The organism is Citrobacter tructae (assembly GCF_004684345.1).
Lineage (GTDB): Bacteria > Pseudomonadota > Gammaproteobacteria > Enterobacterales > Enterobacteriaceae > Citrobacter > Citrobacter tructae.
Genome location: NZ_CP038469.1, coordinates 984,005 through 996,704, shown reverse-complemented (window position 1 = coordinate 996,704; position 12,700 = coordinate 984,005). Strand labels below are relative to the sequence as shown.

11 protein-coding genes and 1 pseudogene are annotated in these 12,700 nt (G+C 53.0%); 8 read left to right on the top strand and 4 right to left on the bottom strand.

What is annotated here, in order from left to right; all coding sequences use genetic code 11:
• Window positions 1-4 precede the first annotated feature (4 nt).
• On the top strand, window positions 5-238 hold the full coding sequence (locus tag E4Z61_RS05320; RefSeq protein ID WP_135321871.1) for a YdcY family protein: 234 nt from the start codon (window positions 5-7) through the stop codon (window positions 236-238).
• Between the two features lie 45 nt (window positions 239-283).
• Here E4Z61_RS05320 and E4Z61_RS05315 read toward each other — a convergent pair whose 3' ends face one another.
• Window positions 284-733 (bottom strand): DMT family transporter, encoded by a 450-nt coding sequence (locus tag E4Z61_RS05315; RefSeq protein WP_135321870.1) that lies wholly within the window; start codon window positions 731-733, stop codon window positions 284-286.
• Complete coding sequence (locus tag E4Z61_RS05310) at window positions 730-1,248, bottom strand: GNAT family N-acetyltransferase (RefSeq protein ID WP_135321869.1); 519 nt, start codon at window positions 1,246-1,248, stop codon at window positions 730-732. The genes E4Z61_RS05315 and E4Z61_RS05310 overlap by 4 nt, the downstream gene beginning before the upstream one ends.
• Before the next feature lie 37 nt (window positions 1,249-1,285).
• On the opposite strand from E4Z61_RS05310, the gene E4Z61_RS05305 reads away from it, so the two are divergent.
• The 4 genes from E4Z61_RS05305 to E4Z61_RS05290 all read left to right on the top strand — a co-directional run bounded on the left by E4Z61_RS05305 (window position 1,286) and on the right by E4Z61_RS05290 (window position 4,592).
• Window positions 1,286-1,861: a helix-turn-helix domain-containing protein gene (locus tag E4Z61_RS05305; protein ID WP_135321868.1), complete on the top strand. Its 576-nt coding sequence runs from the start codon at window positions 1,286-1,288 to the stop codon at window positions 1,859-1,861.
• 69 nt (window positions 1,862-1,930) lie between these two features.
• A complete protein-coding gene (locus E4Z61_RS05300) occupies window positions 1,931-2,965 on the top strand; it encodes an NADP-dependent oxidoreductase (RefSeq protein ID WP_135321867.1) in 1,035 nt (344 codons plus the stop codon).
• A 208-nt stretch (window positions 2,966-3,173) separates the two neighbouring features.
• Window positions 3,174-4,235: a 7-bladed beta-propeller protein YncE gene (yncE, locus tag E4Z61_RS05295; protein WP_135321866.1), complete on the top strand. Its 1,062-nt coding sequence runs from the start codon at window positions 3,174-3,176 to the stop codon at window positions 4,233-4,235.
• A 135-nt stretch (window positions 4,236-4,370) separates the two neighbouring features.
• A complete protein-coding gene (locus tag E4Z61_RS05290) occupies window positions 4,371-4,592 on the top strand; it encodes a YgdI/YgdR family lipoprotein (protein ID WP_135321865.1) in 222 nt (73 codons plus the stop codon).
• 43 nt (window positions 4,593-4,635) lie between these two features.
• Here the strand turns inward: E4Z61_RS05290 and ansP are convergent, their stop codons facing one another.
• On the bottom strand, window positions 4,636-6,078 hold the full coding sequence (gene ansP / locus E4Z61_RS05285) for an L-asparagine permease (RefSeq protein ID WP_135321864.1): 1,443 nt from the start codon (window positions 6,076-6,078) through the stop codon (window positions 4,636-4,638).
• A gap of 168 nt (window positions 6,079-6,246) precedes the next feature.
• A complete protein-coding gene (locus E4Z61_RS05280; protein WP_135321863.1) occupies window positions 6,247-7,788 on the bottom strand; it encodes a methyl-accepting chemotaxis protein in 1,542 nt (513 codons plus the stop codon).
• A 508-nt stretch (window positions 7,789-8,296) separates the two neighbouring features.
• On the opposite strand from E4Z61_RS05280, the gene E4Z61_RS05275 reads away from it, so the two are divergent.
• The 3 genes and pseudogenes from E4Z61_RS05275 (at window position 8,297) to E4Z61_RS24040 (ending at window position 12,699) form a co-directional block, all read left to right on the top strand.
• On the top strand, window positions 8,297-9,295 hold the full coding sequence (locus E4Z61_RS05275; RefSeq protein ID WP_135321862.1) for an MsnO8 family LLM class oxidoreductase: 999 nt from the start codon (window positions 8,297-8,299) through the stop codon (window positions 9,293-9,295).
• Entirely contained in the window at window positions 9,295-10,416 is a 1,122-nt protein-coding gene (locus E4Z61_RS05270) for an amidohydrolase (RefSeq protein WP_135321861.1), read from the top strand. Before E4Z61_RS05275 ends, E4Z61_RS05270 begins: the two co-directional genes overlap by 1 nt.
• 25 nt (window positions 10,417-10,441) lie before the next feature.
• A pseudogene (locus E4Z61_RS24040) lies at window positions 10,442-12,699 on the top strand (NtaA/DmoA family FMN-dependent monooxygenase).
• Window position 12,700: the final 1 nt, after the last annotated feature.

Here is a 12,700-nt window from a genome sequence, read left to right as displayed (position 1 = left end):
AAGTATGTCGCACCTGGATGAGGTCAGCGCACGCGTCGATGCCGCTATTGCAGAGGGCGTCATTACGCATATGAACGAACTGCTGATTGTGCTCAGCGATGACGCAGAACTGAGCCGGGAAGATCGCTACACCCAGCAACAGCGTCTGCGTACGGCGATCGCGCATCATGGTCGTCAGTATAAAGAGGATATAGAAGCCCGTCGCGAGCAGTTAACTAAAGGCGGCTCCATTCTTTGATACTTCTGGCCTACAGGTGTGTTATCTGTAGGCCGTATCAGGTAGTTAAAACGAGCGTCTGGCCACTAACCAGGCACCTACGACCAGCAGTATCGCGCCACAGACTGGCCCCACCAGCGCACGCAGCGGTATGCCGTGACTGCGCAGAATATCCAGCACCAGCCCCCCGATAAGTTGACTGGCAACTAGCACCGCGATAGTAGTGGCAGCCCCCACGTTTTGATAGCCGCTAATGCTGGCGAAAACAAAGAACGAACCCAGTAAACCGGGGATCAGTGTCCACCAGCGTATGCTGGCGAACAGCTCGCCAAACCCCGCAGCGCCTTGCCTGAACCACAGAATGCTGACAAACAGTACGATCCCCACCAGAGAGTTGAGCAGCATGGCAATCAAAATGGTGGAAGATGTCTGGGTAATACGCACCATCAAGGTGTTCTGCACCACCAAACCAATGCCTGCTGCAATCAGAAAGGAGAGGGTCAACGTCTGGTTCATCCGCGCGCATCCGGACTGCTGCGATCGTCCAACTGCAGCTGCATAAAGGTCAGATCCAGCCAACGACCAAATTTAGTCCCGACCTGTGGCATTTGTGCGGTTAATACAAAACCCAGCGTGCTATGCAAGTGCAACGATGCCTGATTCTGCGACTCAATACCTGCTACCATCACATGTTTACCGCACGTGCGGGCCTCATCAATCAGTCGGCTGAGTAACGCGCGTCCCAGACCTTTCCCTTGGTGGTCCGGATGCACATATACCGAGTGTTCGACGGTATGACGGAAGCCATCAAAATTACGCCAGTCGCCGAAAGAAGCATACCCGGTGACCACATCATTCTCTTCGCTCACCAGCACCGGATACCCCATTAGTTGCCGGGCTTCATACCAGGAGATACGGTTTTCGGCATCGACAGTTTGATCGTTCCAGATAGCCGCCGTATGCAGCACCGCGTGATTATAGATTTCTGCAATAGCTGCGCAGTCTTCTTTGCTGGCAAATCGAATGGACATGTTGAACCTCAGGCGTTGTTCACTATAGTATTACAATATGAATACTATTGAAGACAGTTTAAATCAACGGATCGGTGCAAGAATTCGCATTGAACGAGAATCTCGCGGCTGGTCGCTGACGGAACTGGCCGAGCGCGCAGGCGTGTCGCGGGCGATGATCCATAAAATTGAGCGTGGTGAGAGTAGCCCAACGGCAACGTTACTGGGGCGGCTTTCCGGGGCGTTTGGCATCAGCATGTCGACATTGATTGCGCGCGCTGAAATGCAGGAGGGCAAGCTGCTGCGCTTCGCCAACCAGCCCGTCTGGCACGATCCGCAAAGTCACTACCTGCGCCGCCACGTCTCTCCGCGCAGCGATCTGCCCATCGATCTTGTGCAGATTGAACTGCCCGCCGGGAGCGACATTCCCATGCCAGCCTCGTCCTACGTGCAGGCCAGACAGCTCATCTGGCTCCAGCAGGGCGAGTTAGTGTTTGTTGAAGGAGACACGCGCCATGAAATGAAGGTGGGCGATTGTCTGGAACTGGGTCCGCCGAATGACTGCCGGTTTATCAATGAAACTGCGTATTCCTGCGTTTATCTGGTTGTGCGGTTAAACCCCGTCGGCAATTAATGTGAAAGCATCGCCAGCACAGGGCGTCTACTATTGATGGATTCATGCCAAAAGCAGAGGAGAGCATCAATGGGTCAACAACTGCAACGTAATCGCCGCTGGGTACTGGCGTCACGCCCCCATGGCGCCCCGGTACTCAGTAATTTCCGACTGGAAGAGGACTCGGTCGCCACGCCCGGTGAAGGACAGATTTTACTGCGCAACGTTTTTCTGTCTCTCGATCCCTACATGCGCGGTCGTATGAGCGATGAGCCCTCGTACTCCCCACCGGTTGAGATTGGCGCGGTGATGGTGGGCGGTACCGTCAGTCGGGTGGTAGCATCGAATCATCCTGACTATAACGTGGGTGAATGGGTTCTGAGCTACAGCGGCTGGCAGGACTTTGCCACCTCCGATGGCAGCGGACTGGTAAAATTAGGCGCTAACCCGGAACATCCGTCATGGGCGTTAGGTCTGCTGGGCATGCCGGGTTTTACCGCGTATATGGGCCTGCTGGATATTGGTCAACCTAAAACCGGGGAAACGCTGGTGGTCGCTGCCGCTACCGGGCCGGTAGGCGCAACCGTCGGGCAAATTGGTAAGCTGAAAGGATGCCGGGTGGTCGGTGTGGCCGGTGGCGCGGAAAAATGCCGTCATGCTACAGAGGTTCTCGGCTTCGATCTTTGCCTCGATCACCATGCGCCCGATTTCGCGCAACAGCTGGCGCAGGCCTGTCCGCAGGGGATCGACATCTATTATGAAAACGTCGGAGGGAAAGTCTTCGACGCGGTTCTGCCGTTACTCAACACCTCAGCGCGAATTCCTGTGTGTGGCCTGGTCAGCGGCTATAACGCCACGGCTTTACCGGCAGGCCCCGATCGCTTACCGCTGCTGATGGCAACGATACTGAAAAAGCGTATCCGGATGCAGGGGTTTATTATTGGTCAGGATTATGGTCATCGCATTCACGAATTCCAGCAGGAAATGGGGCGCTGGGTCAATGAAGGCAAGATCCAGTACCGTGAACAGATTACAGATGGTCTGGAAAACGCACCGGAAACCTTTATCGGCCTGCTGACCGGAAAAAACTTTGGCAAGGTTGTGATTCGGCTTGCTGAGGATTGATCGTTAAAACCTGCGTGCCGCTCTGTTTGTGAGCGGTACGTAAAGTATTCATGGAGAAAATAAGAAGGTTGTTGCCAGAAAGCGAATAAACACTCCACTTTGAGATAAATAATGATTACTATTCTCATTCTTAAAAAGGCAAAACCATGATTTTGCTCATTGAAGCTATGTGAAGCAGTAACAAACGAATTTATCAAAGGGAGTCGTCATGTCTTTACGTCATCTGTTTTCGCCGCGTCTGCGTGGTTCTTTACTGTTAGGTTCACTGCTCGTTGCATCATCATTTAGTACGCAGGCGGCGGAAGAACTGCTGCGCAAAGCCGTGGGCAAAGGTGCCTACGAAATGGCGTACAGCCAACAGGAAAACGCGCTGTGGCTTGCCACCTCCCAGAGTCGTAAGCTGGATAAGGGCGGGATAGTTTACCGTCTCGACCCGATTACGCTGGAAGTCACTCAGGCTATTCATAACGATCTGAAACCGTTTGGTGCCACCATCAACAACGCGACGCAGACGCTGTGGTTTGGTAACACCGTCAACAGTGCAGTGACAGCGATGGATGCCAAAACCGGCGACGTAAAAGGCCGTCTGGTACTGGACGCGCGTAAACGTTCTGAAGATGTCCGTCCGCTGCAACCTCGTCAACTGGTTGCCGATGATGCCACCAACACGGTTTATATCAGCGGGATCGGCAAAGAGAGCGTGATCTGGGTCGTTGACGGTGAAACCATCAAACTGAAATCCACTATTACGAACACCGGTAAAATGAGCACCGGTCTGGCTGTCGACAGCAAGGCTAAGCGTCTGTACACCACCAATGCTGACGGTGAGTTCATTACCATCGATACCGCAGACAACAAAATTATCAGCCGTAAAAAGCTGCTGGATGACGGTAAAGAGCATTTCTTCATCAACCTGAGCCTGGATACTGCGGGTAACCGCGCGTTTATCACCGATTCTAAAGCGGCAGAAGTGCTGGTTATCGATACCCGTGACGGCAAGGTACTGGCGAAAGTGGCCGCACCGGAATCTCTGGCCGTGCTGTTCAACCCGGCGCGCAACGAAGCCTACGTGACGCACCGTCAGGCCGGTAAAGTCAGCGTGATTGACGCGAAAAGCTACAAAGTCGTCAAAACATTCGACACCCCAACCTTCCCGAACAGCCTGGCGCTCTCTGCTGATGGCAAAACTCTGTATGTCAGCGTGAAGCAAAAATCCTCACGTGAGCAGGAAGCCACACAGCCGGACGATGTAATTCGCATCGCGCTGTAATTGCCCGGAGGGGGAAACCCCTCCTGTCATTTATCCATACTCCACGATACGCCTCGTTACACCCCGCAAGTAGCCTGACCCACTTCATAGACTTACACTACGCCCTCAACGGCTACTGAATAACACGGGAATACCATGAAAAAGCCATTTATCTGTCTTTGTGCAGGTGTAATGCTGTTTACGTTGGCAGGATGCACGACCGATTACGTCATGACCACGAAGAGTGGACAAACCATCACCACTCAGGGTAAGCCAAAACTGGATAAAGAGACGGGAATGACCAGCTATACCGACCAGGATGGCAATGCGCGGGAAATTAACAGCAATGATGTTGCGCAGTTAATCGAAGCCAACTAAAAATGAAGGCCTGACGGGGAGACACTGTCAGGCCTTAATGCAATTACGGCGCGGTGCGCTGGATTTCTGCCACGCGTTTACGCACGCCATACCATCCGGCCACCAACAGAATTGCAATTAACGGTAAAGACGCGATGGTCCAGGTGCCATTTGGATAGTCAAATGCCATCAGCACCAGGACACTCAGCAGGAACAGCAGTGTTAACCATGACGTAAACGGCGCGCCCGGCAGCTTGAAGCTGACGTCTGCCGCTTTGCCTTCTTTAATGGCCCGACGCAGACGCATCTGGCACACCACGATGAATCCCCACGACGCAATAATGCCCAGCGAGGCGAAGTTCAGCACGATCTCAAACACCTGCGTCGGTACCAGATAGTTGAGGAAAACTCCCACCACATAGACCACCAGAGTGGCGAGAATCCCGGCCCAGGGTACCTGCTGGCGACTCATTTTAGCCATAAACTTCGGTGCAGAACCGCCCATCGACATCGAACGCAAAATTCGTCCGGTGCAGTACAACCCCGAGTTCAGGCTGGAAAGGGCTGCGGTCAACACCACAATGTTCATGATACTGCCGATATACGGCACGCCGAGTTTCGAGAAGAAGGTAACAAACGGACTTTGCCCCGCCTGATAGGCGTTCCATGGCAGTAGCAACACAAGCAGCACGACGGAGCCGACGTAGAACAAACCAATGCGCCAAATGACGCTGTTGATTGCTTTAGGCACCATGGTTTGTGGATCTTTACATTCCCCGGCGGCCGTTCCCACCAGTTCAATGGAGGCAAAAGCAAAGACCACGCCCTGTACCAGCACCAGCGCGGGTAACAGACCGTGTGGGAAGAAACCACCGTTGTCGGTGATCAGATGAAAGCCGGTAGTGTTCCCGTCCAGCGGTTGCCCGGTGCCTAAAAAGACCGTACCGACCACCAGAAAAATCACGATCGCCAGCACTTTTACCAGCGCAAACCAAAACTCCATCTCCGCGAACCATTTCACGCCGATCATGTTCATGGTACCGACAATCGCCAGCGCACCGAGGGCAAATACCCATTGCGGCACGTCGCCAAACGCGCCCCAGTAGTGCATGTACAGCGCCACGGCGGTGATATCAACGATCCCGGTCATCGCCCAGTTGATGAAGTACATCCAGCCTGCCACGTAAGCCGCTTTCTCACCCAGAAACTCACGGGCATAAGAGACAAAACTGCCGCTGGAAGGGCGGTGCAGTACCAGTTCCCCGAGCGCGCGAAGAATAAAGAACGAAAAAATACCGCACACCAAATAAACCAGCGCTAAAGCCGGTCCAGCCATTTGTAAACGTGCACCAGCCCCTAAAAACAACCCGGTACCAATTGCGCCGCCAATGGCGATCATCTGCACCTGGCGGTTGCCCATCGCTTTGTGATACCCCTCTTCGTGAGCATTCAGCCAGCGTCGTTTCGCCGCATGTTGCTCTGCGGCTTGCGTGTTGTGTGTGTTCATTACGTTTCCTGTTGACCTGACAAAAATACAAAATCCTTTTTGCCGCACCTGCTGCGGCGAAAACAGCGTTACCCTTCATTGTGTTACAGGGTAAAACCGCCGGCCGAGCATCCTACATTCAATTAATCAGTGACGCAAAGTCTGGCCAGCAAGAAGAGGTGATTTGTATTATGCCGAAACGCCAAAGACCTGAACGGCCTGCTGCAGTCGCGAGGAACGCTGGGTTAAATCGGCGGTAGCGTCAGTGACGCGTTCCACCATCTCGGCGTTATTGTGGGTCATGGTGCCTACACGCGAAATCGAGTCATTGATCAGGTCCAGTGCCTGGGTTTGTTCCCGCGTGGCGAGGCTTATGTCTTTGATCATCATTGACATCTGTAACACATCACCAATCATGCCCGTGAGATGTGTTTCCGTCTGCTCTACCATTTTCACGCCGGAATTAACGTTCGCGACGTTCTTTTCGATAAGCTGCTTGATCTCTTTGGCAGCCGATGCAGAGTGCTGAGCCAGATTTCGCACTTCTGCCGCTACGACGGCAAAACCGCGCCCGGACTCACCTGCGCGCGCCGCTTCGACGGCAGCATTCAGCGCCAGAATATTGGTCTGAAAGGCGATACTGTCGATAACGCCGATGATGTCGACGATCTGGCTGTTATCCCGCGAGATAGCCTGCATCATGGCGATAGTCTGTTTCATGATATCGCCGCCTTCTGTCGCATTGACGCTGGTCTTATCGGCCATCGACATCGTCTGTGCGGCTGTATCTGCGGTTTGCAGCACCGCACTGCCGATTTCCTCAATGGCCGCAGCCGTTTGTTGCAAATCGGCGGAGGTTTCTTCAGAACGCGTATGCAGCGCAACGCCTTCTTTTGATACCCGTTGGCTGATCGCGCGGATCCCTGCGATTTGTGTACTGACATCATCCACCAGAGAATTTAGATTCAGTCCGGATTGATTAACCAGTCGCATCAGCATTCCGATTTCATCCACGCGATTTAAATGACAGTTTTCGGGTTTACGCCCGGAGACTACTTTTTTCATTTGATTGAGCAGCGTATTAACTGGCTGACAAATTTGGCACTTAAGGTAAATAGCCAATAATAAAAACAATACCAGTAAACCACCTGCCTGAATAAATGAATTTACCGGCGCGAATATTAATAACACGGAGAGCAGGGCCACTACTCCCAAAGCATAATTGACGCGCTGACTAACGCTCAACCATGTAAACATTGAGGCCCATGCCATTGCGCCACGGCGAATAACGATGCCTTTAAACAGTCGGAACCCTTTAAATTGCTGGCTATTTATTTTTTCGTACAGTTGCTCACTCTGGGCTATTTCTTCCCGCGATGGCACGGTGCGCACCGAGATATAGCCGGTTAATTTCTCATGGTGCCAGACGGGCGTGACGTTGGCGCGAACCCAGTAATGGTCACCATTTTGTCGGCGGTTTTTCACCATCCCCGTCCAACTGTCACCCTGTTGTAGGGTATGCCACATGTCGGCGAAGGCGGCAGAGGGCATATCAGGGTGGCGAATAATATTATGCGCTTCGCCCATAAGCTGAGATTCATTAAAACCGCTGGCGTCGATAAAAGCGGAGTTTGCATAGGTTATATGGCTTTCTTTATCCGTCGTCGACAGCAACGTCGCTTTAGCGTTAAGTGTGTGCTCAATTTGTGTAACGGGCATGTTACTTTTCATAAAGGCCCCATGATGGTATGTATAAGTCATACAAAAAATCCCCGGAATAACACCAGGGAATATTAAAAAGCTGTTTTAAACCATTTTAATAAGAAACGCTGCATTCTCTACTAATCATCAGTTCGGCGAAAGTATTTAAAATAAAATTTTTACTGTGTGTCGTTAGTGAATGGTCATAAATATGAAACAATAAATACAAACGCATAACCTGAGTAGTCATTTCAACTGACTTAAATTAAATTAATCTTAAATGGCGTGCGCAAAAATAAAACTAACCAAAAATGATATTGCTGGTTTTTTGGCATAAACAGAAAGCCTATTATATTTTGTAGGGAATGAATACAAGACATTTTTTCTGATTGGTGTGACGGTCATTGTGTGATCTTAGCCACACGAGAATCAGGGTCGGTTAGCTGTTTTTTAGCTGAGCAAATGTGAATTAAATGCTTCTGTATGGTTATTTGATAACTTAATAATAATGACATGTTAATAAATATGGGCCTGTAACATGTCATATCGCCTGAGTATTCTCGACAAAAGCCCCGTAGGGGAAGCTGAAACCGCCGCCATTGCGCTTGCCCGCACGCTGCGCCTCGCACAGCTGGCAGAAACGTGGGGATATCACCGTTTCTGGATAGCAGAACATCACAATACGGCCCAGCTCGCCAGCCCATCTCCGGAACTGGTGATCGCCTGGATCCTCGGACAAACGCAACGTATTCGCGTTGGGTCTGGTGGCGTTATGCTGCAACATTACAGCCCGTACAAAGTAGCGGAAAACTTTAATCTCCTGGCTTCACTGGCTCCCGGCCGCGTTGATCTCGGCGTTGGAAAAGCACCCGGTGGCTTACCGCTGTCAACACAGGCGCTTCAGCTGGGTGTTCACCAAAATGAAAAGGGTAGCTTTGCCGAGCAACTTTCCCAGCTCAACGGCTGGCTGGCATTAATCGGCACAGAAACCGGGAAAACGGTATTCCCAACGCCGATCCCACCTACGCCGCCGCAACGATTCGTGCTGGGAGCCAGCGTGGCAAGCGCACAGCTGGCGGCAGAATCTGACTGGAACTTTATCTTTGCCGCGCACCTGAACGGTGACCCGGCTCTGTTGCGCGATGTTCTGACATACTGGCAAGCCAACAGTTCGCGCCCAACGATTGTCGCCGTGCAGGTCATTGTGGCGCACAGTGCAGAGATCGCCGCTCAGCTGGCGGAGAACGTGCAAATCTGGGGCGTTGAGTTGGAGGACGGTCAACGCGTAACGGTCGCCAGCGAAGAGCAGGCGCTGGCATTCGCCGCACAGGCGGGCAGTGCGCCGCGAAAAATTGCCCGTCGTGCGCAGACGCTGTTGCACGGTACTGCCCTGGAGGTGGCGGCAAAACTCCATACCTTGCACGCGGAACACGGCATTGATGAGTTCATCATCGATACCCCAGTAGCGGAAGGTCATGCGCGTCTGACATCGTTACGTTTGTTGGCGCAAGCCCATAGCGTCGTGGAGGTGGTCTAATGTCACTGGCCTCAACGCTTATCGGCTGGCGCCGTGAACTGCACCAGCATCCGGAACTATCGCTGCAGGAAGTGGCTACCACGGCGCGTATCCGCGACTGGTTGTGCGGTGCTGACGTCAACATTTTGCCGTTCGACCTGAAAACGGGTCTGGTCGTAGAAATGGGTCAGGGGGACGATGTCATCGCCCTGCGGGCAGATATCGACGCCTTGCCGATAGAAGAGAATGCTGATGTTGTGTTTCGCTCCGTGATACCGGGAGTGATGCACGCCTGCGGACACGACGTTCACACCAGCGTTATGCTCGGCGCGGCGCTGTTGTTGAAACAGCAGGAAACGGAATTACCGGGGCGGGTACGCATTTTGTTTCAGCCCGCAGAAGAAAACTTTGGTGGCGCGAAAACGTTAATCCGCGCCGGGGCGCTACAAAACGTGGCGGCGATTTTCGGCATGCACAACGAGCCGGGTTTACCGGTGGGTGAGTTTGCCACGCGGGGCGGCGCATTCTATGCCAACGTTGATCGCTTTGTGCTGCGCATCCACGGCAAAGGCGCACATGCCGCGCGACCGCACGAAGGCAAAGATGCCATCCTGCTTGCCAGCCAGTTGGTGACGGTGTTGCAGGGTGTGGCCAGCCGGGAGGTTAACACGCTGGACTCGGTAGTGCTGAGCGTCACACGCATTCAGGGTGGTAACACGTGGAACGTGCTGCCAGAAACCGTCGAGCTGGAAGGGACGCTCAGGACGCATCGAACATCCGTTCAGCAGCAGGTCAAAAAGCGGGTCAGCGATATTGCCGCCGGATTTGCTCACGCCTTTGGCGCACAAATTGACGTTATCTGGCATGCAGGCCCCACGGCGCTGGTGAATGACTCACGCTGGGCAGAGATTGCCACCGATGTGGCAAAAAAGTCCGGTTACACCACGCACTATGCCGACCTGCATATGGGCGGAGAAGACTTTGCCGTCTATTTGCAAAATACGCCCGGCGCATTTGTCAGTATTGGCAGCGCCAGTGAATATGGATTACATCATCCGGGATTTAATCCGGACGAACGTTTAATTGAACCCGCCGCGCATTACTTTGCACATTTAGCAAAAACGGCATTCGCACACATTTAAGTTTACCTGTTGGGTAGGGGTTATTATGGCTAAAAATCGGCAGCTACGGCTCGGTACTATTCTGCATGGTGCATCGGGAAATATGTCTGCATGGCGTCATCCGGCAGCGATTGCCGACGCCAGTATTAATTTTGAATTTGTCAAAGATACCGTGTTAATTGCCGAAGCAGGCAAGCTTGATTTTATTTTTGTTGCCGATGGTTTGTATATCAATGAGAAATCCATTCCGCATTTTTTAAATCGTTTTGAACCGCTCACGGTACTATCGGCACTGGCGAGTATAACCAAAAATCTGGGACTGGTGGGCACGGTCTCGACGTCATACAGCGAGCCGTTTACTACCGCACGGCAGTTCGCCAGCTTGGATCATCTCAGCCAGGGGCGCGCCGGATGGAACGTGGTGACATCGCCGCTGGAAGGCTCGGCAAAAAATTATTCGCGGGCACAGCACCCGGAACATGCTCAGCGCTACCGCATTGCCGATGAATATTTGCAGGTGGTGAAAGGCCTGTGGGATTCCTGGGAAGACGATGCGTTTACCCGTAATAAAGCGAGCGGTGAATTCTTTAACCCGCAGAAACTGCACACGCTCAATCATCATGGCGATTATTTTCAGGTCGCCGGTCCCTTAAATATTGGCCGTACACCGCAGGGACGACCAATTATATTTCAGGCTGGGGCATCTGAGGATGGCAAAAAATTAGCGGCGCGGCATGCTGACGCTATTTTTACCCATCAGGAGTCGCTGGCAGAAGCCAAAGCGTTTTATCAGGATGTAAAAAGTCAGCTCGAAATCGCCGGGCGACAACCCGATCAACTGCATATTTTCCAGGGCGTCAGCGTCATTGTGGGGGACAGCGAAGAGGACGTTGAACAGCAATATCAAACTACCGCCGCGCTGGTCTCCATAACCGACGCGCTGAACTACCTTGGACGCTATTTTGAACATCATGATTTTGCCCAGTATCCATTGGATGCGCCGTTCCCGGATATTGGCGACCTCGGACAAAATAGTTTTCGCAGCACCACCGATGAAATCAAGCGCAATGCGCGTGAGCGGGGATTAACGCTACGTCAGGTGGCGCTGGAGGCTGCCAGCCCGCGTCCGCGTTTTAGCGGCACGCCGGAGCAGGTGGCCGACGGCTTACAGCAGTGGTTCGACGAGAGAGCCGCAGACGGATTTATCATTCAGGGCGGAACGCCGGACACCTTTGCGCGTTTTGTCGAACAGGTTATTCCGCTGCTTCAGGCGCGCGGTTTGTTCCGTCTTGAATACCCCGGCACAACCCTGCGCGCAAGCCTGGGTTTAGCGACACCTGCAAATCAATTCACACAATAAGAGAGAACGCTATGCAGAAAAAATCATTACTCCTGGCGCTGTCACTGGCTTTTAGCGCTACCGTCTGGGCAAATGACGTCACCATCAACGGCACGGGCGTGAGCCTCGAGGCCAATAAAACGCCGATCAACACGGCGAAAAACCCGCAGGCGATCGCACAGTTGCCCGCCAACCTGCACCTGGCCGTACCGGGTAAGTTCACGGTGGCGATTGCCGGACTTAGCCAGCCGCCGCTGACCGTGTTTGCCGATGATAATAAAACGCTGATCGGCAGTGAGGCGGATATTGCCCGCCTGGTAGCCGACAGCCTGGGGCTTGAGTTGAACGTGGTGCCCACCTCATGGGAGGACTGGCCGCTTGGCGTGGCTTCTGGCAAATATGATGCCGCGATCAGCAATATTACCGTCACTAAAGCGCGTAAAGAAAAGTTCGACTTCGCGACTTATCGTAAGGATTCACTCGGCTTTTACGTCAAAACCGGCAGTAAGCTGACCAAAATTGAACAGGCAAAAGATATCGCCGGGCTGCGCATTATTGTCGGTTCCGGGACTAACCAGGAAGCCATTCTGCTGGCGTGGAACGAAGAGAACCTGAAGAAAGGATTGCCCGCATTTACGCCAGTCTATACCAAAGATGATGCCGCCCAGACGCTGGCGCTGCAGTCAGGTCGCGCCGACGCGTATTTTGGCCCTAATGTCATCGGTGCCTGGAAAGCGGCGTTGAACGGCAAAACACAACTGGTGGGTAGCGTCGATGGCGGCTGGCCAAAAGCGGCGCATATCGCTGTGACGCTGAAAAAAGACAGCGGTCTGGTGCAGCCGGTACAAACTGCGCTCAACGGCGTGATTGGTAATGGCAACTATGACAAAGTCCTGAACCGCTGGGGCGAAGGCGTAGAGCGCATTTCGCAATCTGAAATCAATCCGGCCGGTTTAGGCGACTAAG